General features: G+C 64.8%; 16 protein-coding genes. 7 read left to right on the top strand and 9 right to left on the bottom strand.

Annotation, left to right across the window (positions count from 1 at the left end; all coding sequences use genetic code 11):
• Window positions 1–115: 115 nt before the first annotated feature.
• Entirely contained in the window at window positions 116–409 is a 294-nt protein-coding gene (locus tag U0034_RS23025; RefSeq protein WP_085229643.1) for a DUF4148 domain-containing protein, read from the bottom strand.
• A 457-nt stretch (window positions 410–866) separates the two neighbouring features.
• Complete coding sequence (locus U0034_RS23020) at window positions 867–1,871, bottom strand: LysR family transcriptional regulator (RefSeq protein ID WP_085229642.1); 1,005 nt, start codon at window positions 1,869–1,871, stop codon at window positions 867–869.
• 181 nt (window positions 1,872–2,052) lie between these two features.
• Here U0034_RS23020 and U0034_RS23015 point away from each other — a divergent pair, with 181 nt between their 5' ends.
• The 6 genes from U0034_RS23015 (at window position 2,053) to U0034_RS22990 (ending at window position 10,081) form a co-directional block, all read left to right on the top strand.
• Window positions 2,053–2,901: an alpha/beta hydrolase gene (locus U0034_RS23015; protein WP_085229641.1), complete on the top strand. Its 849-nt coding sequence runs from the start codon at window positions 2,053–2,055 to the stop codon at window positions 2,899–2,901.
• Between the two features lie 42 nt (window positions 2,902–2,943).
• Window positions 2,944–4,164: an efflux RND transporter periplasmic adaptor subunit gene (locus U0034_RS23010; protein ID WP_085229640.1), complete on the top strand. Its 1,221-nt coding sequence runs from the start codon at window positions 2,944–2,946 to the stop codon at window positions 4,162–4,164.
• A gap of 43 nt (window positions 4,165–4,207) precedes the next feature.
• A complete protein-coding gene (locus U0034_RS23005; protein WP_085229639.1) occupies window positions 4,208–7,426 on the top strand; it encodes an efflux RND transporter permease subunit in 3,219 nt (1,072 codons plus the stop codon).
• A gap of 14 nt (window positions 7,427–7,440) precedes the next feature.
• Window positions 7,441–8,979, top strand: coding sequence for an efflux transporter outer membrane subunit (locus U0034_RS23000; RefSeq protein ID WP_085229638.1), 1,539 nt, complete (start codon window positions 7,441–7,443; stop codon window positions 8,977–8,979).
• Window positions 8,980–9,155: 176 nt separating this feature from the next.
• Window positions 9,156–9,563, top strand: a complete 408-nt coding sequence (locus U0034_RS22995) for a DUF2384 domain-containing protein (protein ID WP_085229637.1) — start codon at window positions 9,156–9,158, stop codon at window positions 9,561–9,563.
• Window positions 9,560–10,081, top strand: a complete 522-nt coding sequence (locus tag U0034_RS22990) for an RES family NAD+ phosphorylase (RefSeq protein WP_085229636.1) — start codon at window positions 9,560–9,562, stop codon at window positions 10,079–10,081. Before U0034_RS22995 ends, U0034_RS22990 begins: the two co-directional genes overlap by 4 nt.
• Window positions 10,082–10,090: 9 nt before the next feature.
• Here the strand turns inward: U0034_RS22990 and U0034_RS22985 are convergent, their stop codons facing one another.
• From U0034_RS22985 to U0034_RS22955, 7 genes are all read right to left on the bottom strand, one after another.
• Window positions 10,091–11,299, bottom strand: coding sequence for an ROK family transcriptional regulator (locus tag U0034_RS22985; RefSeq protein WP_085229635.1), 1,209 nt, complete (start codon window positions 11,297–11,299; stop codon window positions 10,091–10,093).
• Window positions 11,300–11,366: 67 nt separating this feature from the next.
• Window positions 11,367–12,161 (bottom strand): ATP-binding cassette domain-containing protein, encoded by a 795-nt coding sequence (locus U0034_RS22980; RefSeq protein ID WP_085229634.1) that lies wholly within the window; start codon window positions 12,159–12,161, stop codon window positions 11,367–11,369.
• 28 nt (window positions 12,162–12,189) lie between these two features.
• Complete coding sequence (locus U0034_RS22975) at window positions 12,190–13,188, bottom strand: ABC transporter permease (RefSeq protein ID WP_085229633.1); 999 nt, start codon at window positions 13,186–13,188, stop codon at window positions 12,190–12,192.
• Window positions 13,189–13,266: 78 nt separating this feature from the next.
• Window positions 13,267–14,262 (bottom strand): sugar ABC transporter substrate-binding protein, encoded by a 996-nt coding sequence (locus tag U0034_RS22970; protein ID WP_085229632.1) that lies wholly within the window; start codon window positions 14,260–14,262, stop codon window positions 13,267–13,269.
• Between the two features lie 324 nt (window positions 14,263–14,586).
• On the bottom strand, window positions 14,587–15,156 hold the full coding sequence (gene flhC, locus U0034_RS22965) for a flagellar transcriptional regulator FlhC (RefSeq protein WP_085229631.1): 570 nt from the start codon (window positions 15,154–15,156) through the stop codon (window positions 14,587–14,589).
• Window positions 15,157–15,167: 11 nt separating this feature from the next.
• Window positions 15,168–15,488, bottom strand: coding sequence for a flagellar transcriptional regulator FlhD (gene flhD, locus U0034_RS22960; protein WP_085229630.1), 321 nt, complete (start codon window positions 15,486–15,488; stop codon window positions 15,168–15,170).
• Window positions 15,489–15,901: 413 nt separating this feature from the next.
• Entirely contained in the window at window positions 15,902–16,333 is a 432-nt protein-coding gene (locus U0034_RS22955; RefSeq protein WP_085229629.1) for a diacylglycerol kinase, read from the bottom strand.
• 322 nt (window positions 16,334–16,655) lie between these two features.
• On the opposite strand from U0034_RS22955, the gene bcsB reads away from it, so the two are divergent.
• The gene (gene bcsB / locus U0034_RS22950; RefSeq protein WP_085229628.1) at window positions 16,656–18,887 is read left to right on the top strand and encodes a cellulose biosynthesis cyclic di-GMP-binding regulatory protein BcsB; all 2,232 of its coding nucleotides are present in this window, start codon (window positions 16,656–16,658) and stop codon (window positions 18,885–18,887) included.
• Window positions 18,888–18,890: the final 3 nt, after the last annotated feature.

Genomic DNA, 18,890 nt, shown 5'->3' with positions numbered 1-18,890 from the left:
CCGCGGCGAATACGGCCTCCACACGGGCGTGTCGCTATCCCAATGGTCGAGCAGCGAAAGACCTGACTCGAACATGGCTTTTCCTCTCGGTTGAGATTGCGTTTTCAATGGCTGCTCATTGACGGGCAAGCGCGACGCCTTCGGCACCGTGCTGTTCGGCTACCCGTGCGGCCTGCGTTTGACCTTCGAGCCCGAGGTTCGGATAGGTCTGCTTGTTGATCGAGGCGAGCGTGCCGTCGTTGCGGGCGGCAACGAGTTCGGCGCGGACTTCCGCACGCGTCTTCGTGCTGGCACCGATCCACGATTGATCGTTATAAGACCCATTGTGGCCGATACCGCCGTCGGCGAAGGCGGCGGTGCTGGCGAACACGGAAGCGAAAAGTGCGGCGATGAGCGTGGTGCGTTTCATGATGAGTACTCCTGTCGATGGGTTACGGTGCCGACATTCGGTTTGATTCGGCGTCCGGACAGGTGCAAATGTAGTTGCGGCTCCCCGCGCGATAAATCCGCGATTCTGAAATGATTTGTCGCCCGTGCGGAACAATCTCGCCAAGCTTTGATGCGCAAGGCTTTCGCAGCATCGAGACAATTCGTGGATGCATGAAAACCGCGCCCTCAATGAGGGCAATAGCATAGGGCATGCAGCCCGGATTGCGGCGGATCGGTATTGATTGCGAAGACGCGGAAATCGGAGAGGCGTGTCGATCGACGCTGCACTTCGATTACGGTCGGGCGTGAAATCGACGGGGGAAGCGCGGTGCGCGAGATCGTTGCGGCCGCAAGTTGTTGCGTCGGAAAAAGAAAAGCGCCGGCCCCCGGATGCGAGGCGGGCCGGCGCTATACGGCCGAGGAGAAGGCCGATCGCGTTACGCGACCCACTCGCTGAGCACGGGCGTATCGAGGCGCGGCGCGTTTTCGAGTTCCTCGAACGTGCGCTTGCTGCAGGCTTTGTCGAGACTCTGCCGGCCGCTCAGCAGCGGGCAGCGGTCGAAGACCTCGGCCACCCAGTCGACGAACACGCGCACCTTCGGCGACAGATGCCGGCTATGCGGATAGACGGCCGAGATCGGCATCGGCAGCGGCTTCCACTCGGGCAGTATCTCTTTCAGCGCGCCCGAGCGCAGATGCGGCAGCACCATGAAAAGCGCAGGCTGAATGAGCCCGAAGCCTTCGAGCGCACAGGTGACGTAGGCATCGGCGTCGTTGACCGAGATCGAGCCCGACATCTTGACCTCGACTTCCTTGCCGTCCACGAGGAACGACCAGTCGATGATCCGCCCGGTGCGGCTCGAGAAGTAGTTGATCGCCTTGAACTGGCTCAATTCCTCGAGCGTGCGCGGCTCGCCCGCACGCGCGAGGTACTCGGGCGACGCACAGGTCACGCCTTCGAACAGGCCGATGCGCCGCGCAACGAGCGACGAATCCTGCAGCGCGCCGACGCGTACGACGCAATCGACGCCTTCTTGCAGCAGATCGACCGGACGGTCGGACAATCCGAGTTGCAGGTCGATGTCCGGATAGCGGTCGTGGAATTCGCAGAGCGCCGGAATGACGATCATGCGGCCGATCGCGCCCGGCATGTCCACGCGCAGCTTGCCGTGCGGCTTCTTGCTGCCGTTTTGCAGACTGCTCTCGGTTTCCTCCACATCGGCCAGAATCCGCACGCAGCGCTCGTAGTAGGCCGCGCCGTCGGGCGTCAAGCTCAGACGGCGCGTGGTGCGGTGCATGAGCCGCACGCCGAGATGCGACTCGAGGTTCTGAATAATCGTGGTGACCGATGCGCGCGGCAAATCGAGCGTCTCGGCCGCCTTGGTGAAACTGTTCGTGTCGACCACACGCGTGAATACCTGCATGGCCTGGAGGCGATCCATCGTTTTTCTCCGAGGAAAGGACACACCGCGTCGCGCTTGCGCTTGTGGCGCTACGCCGCCTGCGCAGTGAATTGTTCGGGAGCGGTGAATTGTGTTGCCGGATTATAGGCATTTATCTGAAATCCTGCCGAACCCACAATTCGCAGCATTGTGAAACTGCCCGCGCTTTGCGCGCCCGATCATGCGTACTACGCCCTCTCGTAGCAATTCTGCCGGTAGCCCGTACACGCCGGCGTCGCTCGAGGTCAGCGAAATCCAGATTGCCGGTTATGAGCGCCCCATCGGCTTGCGGCTTTATCGCCGTACCGGTGCACGCACATTGCCGGTGCTGCTTTATTTCCACGGCGGTACATTCACCCGCGGCTCGCTGGACGATGCGGACGCCGCCGCGCGCTATTTCGCGGAATATCTGCCGGCACTGGTCATCTCGGTCGATTACTCGCTCGCTCCCCGGCATCCGTTTCCTACCGCGCTGGAGGATGCATACCGCGCCGCGCGCTGGGCGGACGCGGTGGGCCGTACGTACGGGGCAAACGGCAAGAAGCTGCTGATCGCGGGGCATTGCGCCGGTGGCCATATCGCCAATGGCCTCGCGTTCGTCGCGCGTGACCGCGGCGACGTGCGCATCGAGGCGCAGGCGCTCTTCAGCCCGATGCTCGACCCGAGCATGACCTGCCTCGCCGACGAACGGCGCGTGGAGTCCGATCTGAGCGCGCGCGAATGCGCCGCCAGCTATCGGGCGTACCTGCCGCAGGCGGCGCAGCGCATGCACCCGTACGCCGCGCCGCTCGAGTCGTCGCGTTTGTCGGGCTTGCCGGCCACGTTTCTGGCCACGGCGCAAAACGACCTCCTGCATGTGGAGGCGGAGACCTACGCGGGGCGGCTCATTGCGGCCGGCGTGCCGACGCACGTCGTGCGCTATCCGAGCACCTCGCATGCGCAGATCGGCCAGGAGGCAAAGCCGCTTCACGACGCCGTCTGTTTTTTCCAGTGCCGGATGACCGCGCCGCCGGCTGTCACGGCATTTTGAGTTCAAACGTCATACAACAATCACCACACCCGGAGCTCCGTTATGTCCAAGCAGCGTTTTTCCCGTACACGCATCGCGTACGCGGCCGTCGCCCTCGTGGCGCTGGCCGGTGCCGGCGCGCTCACCGCGGTGCGCGTGAATGCGAATGCCCCGGCGCAGGCCGCGCCGGCGGCGCCTGAAGTCGATGTGGCGACGGTTCTCGACAAAACGGTCACGGATTGGCAGGAATATTCGGGCCGGCTCGAGGCTGTCGACCGCGTGGACGTTCGCCCGCTCGTCTCGGGCACGATCGTCTCGGTCAACTTCAAAGACGGCTCGCTCGTCAAAAAGGGCGACGTGCTGTTCGTGATCGATCCGCGCCCGTACGCGGCCGAAGTCGATCGCGCCCAGGCGCAGCTCGCCGCGGCCAAGGCGCGCGACGGTTACGCCCAGACCGATTGGCAGCGCGCGCAGCGCCTCATCGCCGACAACGCTATCGCCAAGCGCGATTTCGACGAGAAGAAGAACGCTGCGGTCGAATCGGCCGCCAACGTCAAGGCCGCCGAGGCGGCGCTCGAGGCCGCCCGCATCAACCTCGGCTACACGAAGATCGTGGCGCCGGTGTCCGGCCGCGTCTCGCGCGCCGAGGTGACGCTCGGCAACGTCGTGACGGCCGGCTCGACCGCTCCCGCGCTGACGACGCTCGTTTCGGTGTCGCCGATCTACGCATCGTTCGACGTAGACGAACAAACGTACCTCAAGTACATCAGCCGGGCGCGCACCGGCACGCAGGTGCCGGTCGAGCTCGGTCTCGCGAACGAGGCGGGCTATTCTCGCTCGGGCACCGTCGCATCGGTCGACAACCGGCTCGACACGGCGTCGAGCACGATCCGCGTGCGTGCGCGCTTCGACAATCCGGACGGTACGCTCGTGCCGGGTCTCTACGCGCGCATCAAGGTGGGCGGCGGTGCCCCCCATCGCGCGCTGCTCGTCGAGGAAGCCGCGATCGGGACGGATCAGGACAAGAAGTTCGTGCTGGCCGTGGGCGCCGACGGGCGTGTTGCCTATCGTCCGGTCACGCTCGGCGAGCAGCACGGCAATCTGCGCGTGATCGCGAGCGGGCTCGCCGCGGGCGATCGCATCGTGGTGCGCGGCATCCAGCGCGTGCGGCCCGGCGAGTCGGTGCGCCCGCGCATGGTGGCGATGGACGAGAGCGACGAGAACGCGGCGAAGCCTTCGACCGACGCGCGCGCCAATGGCGTAAGCGACCCGGCACGCTCGTGATCGGCCGCACGCGCACGAAGCGCTCAATCAAACAGAACGCGATATGAACATTTCAAAATTCTTTATCGATCGGCCGATTTTCGCAGGGGTGCTATCGGTTCTGATCCTGCTGGCGGGCGTCATCGCGCTTTTCCAGCTGCCGATCTCCGAGTATCCCGAGGTCGTGCCGCCGTCGGTCGTCGTGCACGCGCAGTACCCGGGCGCGAACCCGAAGGTGATCGCCGAGACGGTGGCCTCGCCGCTCGAGGAGCAGATCAACGGCGTCGAAAACATGCTGTACATGCAGTCGCAGGCCAATAGCGACGGCAACATGACGCTCACGATCACGTTCCGCCTCGGTACCGATCCCGACAAGGCGCAGCAGCTCGTGCAAAACCGCGTGTCCCAGGCGTTGCCGCGCCTGCCGGAAGACGTGCAGCGCCTCGGCGTGACGACGATCAAGAGCTCGCCGACGCTGACGATGGTCGTGCACCTGATCTCGCCCGACAACCGTTACGACATGACGTATCTGCGCAACTATGCGGTGCTCAACGTCAAGGATCGGCTCGAGCGGATTGCCGGCGTGGGTCAGGTCCAGCTCTGGGGCGCGGGCGACTACGCCATGCGCGTGTGGCTCGATCCACAAAAGGTGGCCGAACGCGGCTTGTCGGCAAACGACGTCGTTGCCGCGATTCGCGAGCAGAACGTCCAGGTGGCGGCGGGCGTGATCGGCGCTTCGCCGGCGCCCGAAGGCGTGCCGCTGCAGTTGTCGGTGAACGCGCGCGGACGCCTGCAGACGGAGGAGCAGTTCGGGGCGATCGTCGTCAAGACTTCGCCGACCGGTGCCGTCACGTACCTGCGCGACATCGCGCGCGTCGAGCTCTCGGCGTCCGAATATGCGCTGCGCTCGCTGCTCGACAACAAGCCTGCCGTCGCACTGGCGATCAACCAGCAGCCGGGCGCGAATTCGCTCGCGATTTCCGATCAGGTCCGCAAGGACATGGCCGAGTTGAAGAAGGACTTTCCGGCCGGCATCGATTACAGCATCGTCTATGACCCGACGCAGTTCGTGCGTTCGAGCATCGAGGCCGTCGTCCACACGCTGCTCGAGGCAATCGCGCTCGTCGTCGTGGTCGTGATCGTGTTCCTGCAAACGTGGCGCGCGTCGATCATCCCGCTCATCGCGGTGCCTGTCTCGATCGTCGGCACGTTCTCGCTGCTGCTCGCATTCGGTTTTTCGATCAACGCGCTATCGCTGTTCGGCATGGTGCTCGCAATCGGTATCGTCGTCGACGATGCGATCGTGGTGGTCGAGAACGTCGAGCGCAACATATCGGAAGGACTCAGCGCACGCGCGGCGACCGTGCGGGCGATGCGCGAGGTGAGCGGGCCGATCATCGCGATCGCACTTACGCTCGTTGCCGTGTTCGTGCCGCTCGCATTCATGAGCGGTCTGACGGGCCAGTTCTACAAGCAGTTCGCGATGACGATCGCCATTTCGACCGTCATTTCGGCGTTCAACTCGCTTACGCTCTCGCCGGCGCTTTGCGCGATTTTGCTGCGCGGACACGACGCCCCGGAAGATTGGCTGACGCGCGCGATGAACCGCGTGTTCGGCGGGTTCTTCCGCGGGTTCAACAAGGTCTTCAAGCGCGGCTCCGATTCGTACGGGCGCGGCGTGAGGGGCGTGCTCGGGCACAAGTCGTCGATGCTCGTCGTCTATGCGGTGCTGCTCGGGTTGACCGTGCTCGTCGCGCGCGTCGTCCCGGGCGGTTTCGTGCCGGCGCAGGACAAGGAGTACCTGATCGCGTTCGCGCAACTGCCGAACGGCGCCACGCTCGATCGCACGGAGAAGGTCATCCGCGAGATGGGCGAGGCGGCGCTGAAGCAGCCGGGCGTCGAGCACGCGGTATCGTTCCCGGGGCTGTCGGTGAACGGCTTCACGAACAGCTCGAGCGCGGGCATCGTCTTCGTCACGCTCAAGCCGTTCAAGGAGCGCGGTTCGCGCGCGTTGTCGGCCGGTGCGATCGCGGGGGCGCTGAATCAGCAATTCGCCGGTATCAAGGATGCATTCGTGGCCGTGTTTCCGCCGCCGCCCGTGCTCGGGCTCGGCACGCTCGGCGGCTTCAAGCTCCAGCTCGAAGACCGCGGCGCGCTTGGCTATACGGAACTCGACCGCGCGACGCAGGCATTCATCAAGCGCGCGCAGACAGCACCCGAGCTCGGCCCGCTCTTCACGAGCTACCAGATCAACGTGCCGCAGCTCAACGTGGATCTCGACCGCGTGAAGGCGAAGCAACTGGGCGTGCCCGTGACGGATGTGTTCGACACGATGCAGATTTATCTGGGCTCGCTCTACGTGAACGACTTCAACCGGTTCGGCCGCGTCTACCAGGTGCGCGTGCAGGCCGATGCGCCGTTCCGCTCGCGGCCCGACGACATTCTGCAGTTGAAGACGCGTACGGCGAACGGGGAGATGGTGCCGCTGTCGTCGCTCGTCACGGTGCAGCCGACGTTCGGCCCCGAAATGGTGGTGCGCTACAACGGCTTCACCGCAGCCGACGTCAACGGTGGCCCAGCACCCGGCTATTCTTCGGGACAGGCTCAGTCCGCGATCGAGAGGATTGCCCGGGAGACGCTGCCGCGCGGCGTGAAGTTCGAGTGGACCGATCTGACCTATCAGCAAGTGCTGGCCGGCAATTCCGCGATCTGGGTCTTCCCGATCAGCGTATTGCTCGTGTTCCTCGTGCTGGCGGCCCTCTACGAGAGCCTGACGCTGCCGCTCGCGGTGATCCTGATCGTTCCGATGAGCGTGCTTTCCGCGCTGGCCGGTGTCTGGCTGCTGCGGGGCGACAACAACATCTTCACGCAGATCGGGCTGATGGTGCTCGTGGGTCTGGCTTCGAAGAACGCCATTCTCATCGTGGAGTTCGCCCGCGAACTCGAGCATGACGGCCGCACGCCGCTGGCCGCCGCGATCGAGGCGAGCCGGATGCGGCTGCGCCCGATCCTGATGACGTCGATCGCGTTCATCATGGGTGTGGTGCCGCTCGTGCTGTCGAGTGGCGCCGGCTCGGAGATGCGTCACGCGATGGGGGTCGCCGTGTTCTTCGGGATGCTCGGCGTGACGCTGTTCGGCCTGCTGCTGACGCCGGTGTTCTATGTCGTGCTGCGTACGCTCGCCGGCGGCAAGGTGCATGTCGCCAACAAAGACAACAAAGGCTCGAAAGACGATGCCGACGCCGACGCGGACGTACGGGTGATGTCGTCCACCGACGCATGAGTGCTGGAGAAACGATGAAACGAATCAAGCAATCCGGCGCGGCAGGCATGGCGCTGCGCGCGCTGGCAGGAAGCGTTCTGATCGCGCTCGTGGCGGCCTGCTCGCTCGAGCCGGCTTACAAGCGGCCCGACGTAAGCGCGCCGGCCGCCTTCAAGGAAGCGCCGCAGGCGGACGCGCAAGCGGCCGCCGGAACATGGAAAGCGGCACAGCCCTCGGATGCCATGTCGCGCGGGCAGTGGTGGTCGATCTTCGGCGACGAGACGCTCGACAAGCTCGAGGAGCAGGCACTCGCCGCGAACCAGGATCTGCAGGCCGCCGCCGCGCGCGTGCGGCAGGCGCGTGCCGCGCTCGGCTCGGCGCGTTCGGCGTGGTTCCCGCAGATCGATGCCGGGTTCGGCCCGACGCGCGAGCGCTTGTCGCCGGCCTCTCAGGGGCTGCCGCAAGACGCTTATGTGCCGCCGATGACGTTGTGGCGTGCACAGGCTACCGCCTCGTACGAGGCGGACCTGTTCGGGCGCGTGAGTTCGAACGTGTCGGCCGCGCGGGCCGACTCGGAGCAGAGCGAAGCGCTTTTCCGCTCGGTTCAGCTGGCGCTGCAGGCCGACGTCGCGGCCGCGTACTTCTCGCTGCGCGAGCTCGATAGCGAGCGCGCGCTGTACCGCCGCACCGTGGCGCTGCGCGAAGAGGGCGTGAAACTCGTGCAGCGTCGGTTCGACGAAGGCGAGGTGAGCGAGCTCGATCTGTCGCAGGCGAAGAACGCACTGGCGACGACGCAGGCCGAGGCCGTCGGCGTCGAGCGTCAGCGCGCGGCGGCCGAGCACAGCCTCGCGATCTTGCTCGGCAAGGCGCCGGCCGAATTCGCGTTTGCCGAGCAGCCGCTCGTGCCGGTGGCCGCACGCGTGCCGCCCGGCCTGCCGTCGGCCCTGCTCGAGCGGCGGCCCGACATCGCCGCGGCCGAGCGCGCGATGATGGCTGCCAACGCACGCGTGGGCCTTGCGAAGTCGGCATTCTTCCCGAAGCTCGACATCACGGGCTCGTTCGGCTACGAGTCGGCCGGGCTTGGCGAGTTGTTCTTGTGGTCGAGCCGAACCTTCCTGCTCGGACCGTTTGCCGGCACGGCGCTGACGTTGCCGCTCTTCGACGGCGGCCGTCGCAAGGCGCAGCTCGCGCAGGCGCGTGCCCAGTATGACGAGGACGTCGCGCTCTATCGCTCGCAGGTGCTCAAGGCCTTCCGCGAAGTGGAGGACAACCTGGCCGATCTGCGACTGCTCGACGATCAGATCCGCGCGCAGGGCGACGCCGTCGGCTCGGCCCAGCGTTCCGAGCATCTCTCGCAGACGCAGTACCGCGAGGGACAGGTCAGCTATCTCGACGTGCTCGACAGCCAGCGCTCGGTCTTGTCGGCGGAGCGGCAGGCGAGCCAGCTCGCCGGCGCGCAGGCGGTTGCCACGGTCAATCTGATCCGCGCGCTCGGTGGGGGATGGGGCGAGGCCCCGGCGGGCGCAACCGTCGGCGAGCGTTCGTCACCGCAACAGCAAGTCGCGAAGCAGTAATTACCGCTGGTCGTTGCCGCCGGCTCTTCACGCCGTCCGCGCCTGCATGGGCCGGGCGGCGTTTTCATTGCGGGCCGGGCGCGAGCGGGCTCGCGTCGGGCCGCAGTAGTAGCGGGGCAGCGTTTTCTGTGCTATAAATGTGCATAAATTGTGCGTGACATAGGCGAGGAAGGAAGATGAGGCCGGCTGCAGCGGTGGACGAACTGGCTCCAAGCGTGAGCTTCGAGCAGTTCATGAACTCCTTGAAGGATCCGGAGTTTCCCGGGCCGATCGTTTCGGCGCGGCGCTTTTCGGAGGCGTTGCACATCGATTTGCAGACGCTCGCGAAGCAGGCCCATGTCCATCGCAACACGTTGAGCCGCATGCCGGCGTCGGAGAGCGTGCAGCGCTTTTTGCGCGAGGCGCTGCGCGTGATCTGCGCCGCAACGGATGTTTCCGGTGACGTCAACCACGCGCTTTTCTGGTATCGGAACGAGCCGCTGGCGGTGTTCGCTTACAAGACGGCCGAGCAACTGGTTTCCGAGGGGCGCACGGAAGATCTGCTCCGGTATATCGCGTCGCTCGAGGCGGGCGCCGCCGGATGATCGTTACCGCCCTCAATCAAGTCGTCGTCTACCGCATGCACGTGCCGAAATGGGCCGTCGCGCCGATCAGCGGCACGGGCGCGGCGCTGCATGGCGGCCGCGCGAACCGCATCGGCATCAATGCGCTCTATCTTTCGCTCGACCCGCAAACGGCTATCAGCGAGTACAAGCAGGTATCGACGCTCCTGCCGCCCGGCACGCTCGTCAGCTATCGCCTGACGGTGGCGCCTGTCGTCGATTTCACCGGCGGCTATCGCCAGGAGGTCTGGCCGCCGCTCTGGGAGTCGTTTTTCTGCGATTGGCGCGCCTGCTGGTTCGATGAGCGCATCGAGCCGCCGAGCTGGGTGCTGGGGGACGAGGTCATGGCCGCTGGCGCCAAGGGCCTGCTGTTCCGCTCGACGCTGCCGGCTTCGGGTACGAATCTCGTGCTCTACCTCGATCAGCTCGATGCGCACGATCTGGTCGAAGTGATCGATCCCGCCGGTATGCTGCCGAAAAACCAGGATTCGTGGTCCTGAGCCTGCCGCTCAGCGGTCCTCTTTCAAGAACAGCTCGTGCTTCGGCGCGAAATGCGCGTATAGCGGCAAGATAGCGCCGCCCATCGCGCGAGCATCCGAACCGATCGTGCCTTCGAGCAGTTGAGGCCGCACCATGCCTTCCCATTCGACGCCGTCCAGCTCGCGTTGCGTGCGGCGAATGATCTCGCGCACGAGCTGCCGATCGAGTTCGCCGTCGATGACGACGGCTTCGAGATCGATCAAGGCGGTCGAGGTGGCGATGGTGCTCGCGATGGCGGGGCATGCTTCGTCGAGCCACTGCCGCGTGATGGGCCAGAGTTCGGGGGCGAACGCACGATGATCGTGCGCGGCGTTGGCTGGCACACCCGCGGCACCCATGCGCTGCTCGAGCACGAAGCCGGATGCCGCATGCAGCAGTTGTCGCGGCGCATGCCCGCCGCTTGCCGGCAGCGGAATCGAGCCGACCGCGCCGGCATTGCCGTGTGGCCCGCCATGCAAGCGGCCGTCGATAACGAGTCCGCCGCCGATGAACGTGCCGAGGAACAGATAAAGGAACGTGTGGATGCCGCGTCCTTGCCCCATGACCAGTTCGGCGGCGCAGGCCGCTGTCGTGTCCTTCGCGAATTCGACGGGCAGGCCCGACATCTGCGCGATCCGCGCGCGGATGTCGATGGCGTTCCAGCCTTCGAGTGCCGTGGGCGGGGCTCCGAGAAAATCGCGCCATCCGCCGAGCCAGAGCGGCGCGGCCACGCCCACACCGACGATCTTCGATGCTTGATCGCCGAGCGTGGCGGTCACGCGCGCGAGCTTTTGCTCGAGCGCGGGAAAAAGTACGCCTGGGTCCGGATAGGCGTAGTCGAGCACGTCACGGCTGCGCACGGCACCCGCGAAGTCCATGAGGAGCACGTCGAGGCTGCGGCGCCCGACTTTCACGCCGATGGTATAGGCGCCTTCGGGCCGTAGCGCGATCGGCACCGATGGCTGCCCGATCCGCCCGCGCACACGCGCGAGTTTCATAAGCAGGCCGTCGTCGATGAGCCGGTCGACGATCATCGACGCCGTTTGCATGCTTAGCCGCGTCAGCCGCGCGACTTCGGCTTTCGGAAGCGGGCCGTGCAAGCGGATCGCCTGAAGCACGATCCGCTCGTTGAATTGGCGCATGCCAACCTGGTTCGAGCCGACGGGGCGTGTCGCGGCGGGATGCGGGTTCGCATTCATGTCGATAAGCGCCGCGAGCGCGGGGGGCGCCGCAGGCGCCACCGATGGCGGGCCTGCGCGGTGCGGCTCATGCGTAAGCCTTCACGTCTGCTTCCTTCGCTCCCGTCATGATCGCGACGGCTTCGGACATGTGGATGTCTTTCGTCTTCACGAGCGCCGCGCGCCGCCCGAGACGCTGGATATGAATGCGATCGGCGATCTCGAATACGTGCGGCATGTTGTGGCTGATCAGAATGACGGGCAGGCCCCGGTCGCGCACACGCTTGATGAGCTCGAGCACCATGTTGCCTTCCTTCACGCCGAGCGCGGCCGTGGGCTCGTCGAGAATCACGACGTGGCGCGCGAAGGCGGCGCTGCGTGCAACGGCCACGCCCTGGCGTTGACCGCCGGAAAGCGTTTCGACGGCCTGCCGCATCGAGCGAATGCCGATTTGCAGATCCTTCATGTGGGCGGTGGCTTCCTCGAGCATGCGGCGCCGGTCGATCATCTTGAGGACCGAGCCGCGCCAGCCGGCCAGGCGGCGTTCGCGCCCGAGAAACAGGTTCTCCGCGATCGTCATGGCCGGGGCAACGGCCAGTTCCTGATAAACGGTTTCGATACCTTTTTCTCGTGCATCGAGCGGGCTGCGAAAGTGCACGGGCTCGCCGTCGAGCAGGATCTCGCCTTCGTCGGGCACGAGCGCACCCGACAGGGCCTTGATCAGCGACGACTTACCGGCGCCGTTGTCGCCGATCACGGCGAGTATTTCGCCTGGCATGACTTCGAAATCGCATCCGTCGAGCGCGGTCACTTGTCCGTAGCGCTTCACGAGACCGCGGGCTTGCAGTACCGGCGTTGCAGCGCGGGAAGAGGGGGGCGACATGGCGGCTCCTTCCTGAATGAATGGGGCGTTACGTGCGGCGATGCGAGAGCTTGTCGGCCGCAACGGCCAGAATGACGAGAATGCCCGTGATGAGCACCTGGTACACCGAAGACACACCGATCAACGTGAGTCCGTTGCGGAACACGCCGACGATCAGCGCGCCGAGCAGCGTCCCGACGATCGAGCCGCGGCCGCCGAAGAGGCTTGTGCCGCCGAGCACGACGGCCGTGATGCTGTCGAGATTCTCGGTTTGCCCTGCTTGCGGGTCGCCCACGCCGGTGCGCGAGACGAGCAGCAGCGCGGCAATGCCGTAGATGAAGCCAGCCAGCGAGTACACGGTGATCAGAATACGTTGCGACGAGAGCCCCATGAGCCGCGCCGCCTCGGGGTTGTTGCCGAGCGCATAAAGGTGGCGGCCCGGCACGGTGTTGCGCAGCACGAACCAGGTGACGAGATACATCAAGAGCGCGAGCACGGTGCCGTACGTGACTTCGGCGGGCCCGATCGAAAACGTATTGCCGAGGAACATCATGGCGTCCGGCAGGCTCGATACCGTTTCCGCATTCGAGTAGATCTGCGTCAGCGCGAACGCGATATTGAGCGTGCCGAGCGTGACGATGAATGAGGGCAGCTTGATGCGCGTGACGAGCAAACCGTTCAGCACCCCGAACAGCATACTCGCGCCGAGGCCGCAGAGAATCGCGAGAATGGGCGGTACGCCGAGGCCGACGGCGAATTTCGTCATGACGATCGAGCCGAACGCCATCACCATGCCGCACGACAGATCGATGCCGGCCGTGAGTACGACAAGCGTCTGCCCGATTGCGATGACGGCGACGACCATCGTCTGCTGCAGGATCAGCGAGAAGTTCTGAAACGAAAAGAACCGGTCGCTTTGCGAAATGAAGAATGCGCACGCGGCAACGAGCGCGATCAAGGGGCCGGCTTCGGCGATGCTCGGCATGCGGTGCTGATGCAGTCGGGAAGCGGGAGCCGGTGCAACCGGCGGAGCGGATCGAGTCGTCATGATGCCTCTTCTCGTCAGTGCGGGTGGAACGGGCGGGCGCGGGCGCTCCTCGCGCCAGCACCCGGGTCAATCCAGACGTCAGTTGCCCCAGCAGTTGGCCAGGCCGAACTTGGTGTCCTTGCTCTCGACGCCTTGCAGCGGCTTGTCGGTGATCAGCGTGACGCCCGTGTCCTTGTAGCCCGACGTCTTCTTGCCGGTCTTTGCGTACTCGACACCGGCCTCGACGCCGAGCGCGGCCATCTTCAGCGGGTACTGCTGAGCCGTGGCGGCGATCTGCCCGCCCTGGACGTTGCGCACGCCTTCGCATCCGCCGTCGACGGATACGATCAGCACGTTCTTTTCCTTGCCGGCCGCCTTCAGTGCGCGGTAGGTACCGGCTGCCGCCGGCTCGTTGATCGTGTAGACGACGTTGATATCCGGCGCTTTTTGCAGGCAGTTTTCCATCGCGGCCTGACCCTTCGCGCGATCGCCGCGCGTGTCCTGGCTGCAAACGATGCTCGGGTCGCCTTCCTTCACGCCGAAGCCTTTGAGGAAACCGTTGTGGCGCAGCACGCCCACGGAGATGCCCGGCGCGAGATCGAGGGTGGCGATTTTTGCGGGCTTGCCGCCGAGCGCTGCTTTCGCGTACTCGCCGATCAGCACGCCGGCCTTGAAGTTGTCGGTGGCGAACAGCGCGTCGGTGGCGTCTTGCGGATCGGTGGGCGTATCGAGCGCCACGACCATCACACCTGCTGCGCGCGCTTTCTTGATCGCCGGCACGATTGCCTTGGTGTCGCTGGGCGTGATCAGGATGGCCTTCGCGCCGGCAGCCGTCATGTTTTCGATCGCGGTCACCTGCGAGCCGTTGTCGCCGTCGTACTTGCCGGCAGCCGTGCGCAGCTCGGCGCCGTCCTTCTTCGCCGCCTCCTGCGCGCCCTGTTTCATCTTTACGAAAAACGGATTCGTGTCGGTCTTGGTGATCAGACCGACCACGATGCTCTCCGCGGCGCTCGCAACGGTCGCGCCGAAGGCCGCCGACGCAGCTACGCACAGCACGGCCATGCGTGCGGCCGTGGCATAGAGACGATTCTTCATCGAATGCTCCTCCTCCGATGGATTGCAACGATTCTTGTGGGTGTCGGACTAAATCAATCCGTGAGATTTAGTACATCAGGACCACGGCGAGTCGTCAAGAAACGACAAATTGTGCGTTGCGGCACGGCGAGGCGAGCGAGCCGGCTACACACCTTATGGAATGGATGCGCAGGTCGATGCTGCGTCGCGCAAGCGCGGGCGCGCTTCTAGGGGTAAATCAGGAGGGAATAAGAAAACGGCCCGCAGGGGCGGGCCGAATAGTGGAGCGTGAACCGGGTGCGACAAGCCTGCGGGGCTTATCGCGGAGATGAGGCGTGGGTGACGTCAGGCGGCGCGCGCGGCGTCGAGCGATTCCGCCGCTTCCTTGTTGGCGGCGGCCTTTTTCGTCTTGCCGGCGCGCGAGGGCGGTTGGCAGGCGCCGCAAACGACGTTGTGCTGCAGTTCGTGCTTGTGCGCGATGAACTTGCCGCTGCAACGGCAGCAAGGCGTCAATTGAAGCATGTCCGCGTCGAAAAACCGCACGAGGGTCCAGGCGCGCGTGAGGTCCAGAACCGGCTCGCATTCGCCATGCCTGCAGTGCTCGAGATAAAGCCGATAGCCCTTGGTCAGCGCATCGAGGTGCGAGCAACCGGCCTCGTTACGCAGAAACACATAGGTGTTGTAGAAGAGCGAAGCGTGGATGTTCGCGAGCCACGTCATGTACCAGTCGGCCGAGAACGGCAACATACCCTTGGGCGGCGACGCGCCCTTGATCTCGCGATAGAGGCGAATCATGCGGTCGCGCGAGAGCGACAGTTCGCTCTCGAGCACCTGCATGCGGGCACCGAGTTCGATCAGCGCGATCGCACGGAAGACTTCCTGCGCGTCTTCGGTGAGGCTTTTCTTCTGGGCCATGACGGTACCTCTTACGCGAACTGTTCGGCGGGCTGGCCCGCGAGCAGGATCGCGGCGTGCGTAGCGGCGACATCGGTGTTCTTGGCGGTCTGCGTGAGCGCCGTGAGCATCGAATGATCGTTGAAGCGGAAGTGGCAGAGCAGGTGGTCGGACGACGCCAGCTTCACGCACTGCGCGAGCGACAACCCGGCAAGCAAATCGGCCAGCTGCGACGACAGTCCCAGACGGAACATGCCGATCGCCTTGTCCTCGCGCAGCATGCGCTGCGCAAGCATGATGTACGACAAATTAATTTCGCGGATAGAGTCCAGCGTCTCGCTGCTGCGGTCCATTTCTCACGCTTCCAAAGCCCCGTTGATTGATCCCGGTAATTTGTACCGTGTAATCTTTTCTAGTTTGGAGATGCCAAACGTTTGCTTGACTCTCTATTTTGGTTTGATACAAGACGTTACATCTTGTAACAACCGTTGGAGGCCATTGTACGAACCGAAAACCCAGAAAGCAATCCCTTCCCAAAAAATGTAGGAAAAAAACACATTAGGGTTTTCGGCAACTTTTTCCCGTGTTTGTAACGGACTTGTAACAGGCAAGATTTACCGCGAGCTAGCCCGATTTATACGCCCCTTGGGCGCGCAGAGGCCCCTCCGGGGTCGGAACGCATGTTCGCCGCAGTGTGTTTAAAGCGAGGGCGACGCGGTATTTGATCTGATGTTTGCGTTGCTGTTTGGCGGGTTTTGAAGCGCGCTCAGGCCGCGGCGGTGAGGGCGTGGAGCCAGCGCATCAGAAGCGGTGCGCAGAGCATCGCCCACGCGGTTGCGCAGGCGATCAGCGCAACGAGCACCGCGGCGCTGCCGCAATCCTTTGCGCGGCGCGACAACTCGTGGCGATCGAGCGAGATGCGGTCTACCACGGCTTCTATCGCCGAATTCAGCAGTTCGACGATCAGAACCAGCAACACCGACAGCACGAGTACGACACGCTCGAGCGCCGGCAGCGGCAGCAGCAGTGCCGCCGGAATCAGCACGCAGGCCGCCGCCGTTTCCTGGCGAAAGGCGCTTTCCGTGCGCAGCGTGGCCCTGATTCCGTTCAACGAGTAGCGCAGCGCGAACCAGGCACGACGCAAACCTTTGCGCTTCGCAGGCGTAGGGCAATCACGCGGATGGATGGAATCGGTCATGGGCGAGAGGCAGATGAATTGACTCGGAAATCCGCGAAGTGTGTCACAAAAATCTGCTACGCTTTCGCGCGTTTTGCGCGCCGTTCCTCTTTTCTGTTGCGCATCGAATTCGTCAGCCCGGCACACTCGGGCCCATTTTTTGCGGCGCCGTGCAGCCGGGCGTCATCAAGTTTTCGATGGCTTTGCCGTATACAGAAACAGCGTGCGCGTACGGTTGCACTGCTCCCGCCGCATCCCATGTTCTTGTATGCCGTGCGCAAGGATTGTCGCCCTACCGGTTTGATCCATCGGCCCCGGCGATCGGCGTTTAACCGGGTCATCAATGAAACCTGTCGTATCGTTCGTTCTCTCGCTCGCCGCACTTGCAGGCGCGATGTACTCCACTTTGATCGAGGCCGCATCGCCGCCCGCCACGCCCGTTGCCGCGGTGGCGCCGCCTGCTTCGACCGTTGCGCTTCCTTTTGCCGCGCTCGGTGCGTACTGGCCGCTGCGCCTGCGAGGTCTGGAGGATTCGCGCACCGTGAACGTGGGTGTGCGGCTCGACCGGGTCGTGACCGCGGCGAAGCTGCGTCTGCGCTACAGCTACTCGCCGGCGCTCGTCTTTCCGCTCTCCCATTTCAAGATCTCGATCAATGGCGAGTCGGTGGCGACGGTACCGTTCGATCGCGAGCATGCGGGGCAGATGATCACGCAGGACATCGTGCTCGATCCGCGCTTTTTCACCGACTACAACCAGGTTGGCGTTCAGCTCATCGCCCACTACGCGATCGATCACTGCGAGGATCCGGAAAACTCGGCATTGTGGGCCGACGTGAGTCCGAAAAGCGAGGTCATCCTCGATACGATGCCGATCCGGCTGCCGAACGATCTCGCGCTCGTTCCCGCGCCGTTTTTCGATCGGCGCGACGTGAGCCGCCTGCGTCTGCCGTTCGTGCTCGCGCCATCGCCCGATAACGCGACGCTCGAAAGCGCCGGCATCGTGGCCTCGTGGTTCGGTTCGCTGGCCGATTATCGGGGCGCACGCTTTCCCGCGCTCGCCGATCTGCCGTCCGACGGCAATGCCGTGGTCGTGGGTACGGCCGCGCAACTGCCGGTGCAGTTGAAACTGCTGCCCGTCGATGGGCCGACGCTGACCGTCGCCGATAATCCCGCCGCACCCGAGCGCAAGCTGCTCGTGGTGACGGGGCGCAGCGACGCTGAGGTGCGCCAGGCCGCCGATGCGCTCGTGCTCGGTCAGGCGGCAATGTCGGGCAGCTCGGTGCGGGTGGCCCACGTCGACATCGGGCCGGCGCGCAAGCCTTACGACGCGCCACGCTGGCTGCCGATCGGGCGCCCGGTTTCGTTCAAGGAGATCGTGGACGATCCGAACCAGCTCCAGGTGAGCGGCAGCCGGCCCGATTCCATTCGCGTCAACCTGCGGGTGCCGGCCGACCTGTACTCGTGGAGCGGGCAAGGCGTGCCGCTCGACCTCAAATACCGCTACACCGCGCCGACCGTTCAAAACGATTCGGCGCTCGCCGTGGCCATCAACGATCAGCTCGTGAAATCGTTCCGGCTGCCGACCGCGAAGGCCGAGGATGCACAGGGGCGCCTGCAGTTGCCGCTGATGTCGAACCTCGAAAGCCGATCGACGAATTCGCTCGACATTCCCGCCTTCCGCGTGGGCAGCGCGAACCAGCTGCAACTGAGCTTCGACCTGAGCTCGCAGAAAACGGGGCTGTGCCAGGGCGTCGCGCAAAATCCGGCCCGCGCCGCCATCGATCCCGATTCGACGATCGACTTCTCGCACTTCGTCCATTACGCGCGCATGCCGAATCTGGCGTTCTTCGCCAACAGCGGCTTTCCGTTCACACGCTATGCCGATCTTTCGCAGACGGCCGTCATCGTTCCGGACCGGCCGAGCCCGCGGGATCTGGAGACGATGCTGACGATGCTCGGGCACATGGGCCAGTGGACCGGACTGCCCGCGCTACGCGTTCAGGTCGCGCGGGCCGCGCAGGCGGCGCAACTGAAGAAGGATTTGCTCGTAATCGGCGCAAGCGGCTCGGGCGCATTGCCGGATGCATGGCGCGCTGCGCTTCCGCTCGAAATCGATACGAAGGCCCGCGGCGCGTTGGCCCCCGCATCGTTTTCGGTGAAGGAGTATTGGTCGAACGGCAAGTATGTGCAGCAGGGCAGTGCGAAGCTCGACCAGAGCGGTTCGCTCGCCGCGCTCGTCGGCTTCGAGCAGCCGGGCAATCGGGGCCTCAGCGTCGTTGCGATGACGGGCACCGATGACGCGCGCCTCGATAGTCTGCTCGACGTGTTCGACAAACCCGATCGCGTCGCGCAGATCCAGGGCGATGTTGCGCTCGTGCGCGACGGGCGTATCGAAAGCATTCGCGCCGGCAACACCTATGTGGTTGGCTACGTGCCCTGGTACGCGCAGATCTGGGGGCGTGCGATGCGGCATCCGATTCTGCTCGGCGTGCTCGGCGCGCTCGGCGGCCTGCTGCTCGCCATCGGCGCATTCACCGCGCTGCAGGAATTGTCGGCGCGCCGCCGGGGAATCTGACCG

It is taken from the genome of Trinickia caryophylli, assembly GCF_034424545.1.
Taxonomy (GTDB): Bacteria; Pseudomonadota; Gammaproteobacteria; order Burkholderiales; family Burkholderiaceae; genus Trinickia; species Trinickia caryophylli.
Note: the sequence above shows the minus strand (reverse complement) of the source record. Positions and strands in the feature narration are given on the sequence as shown.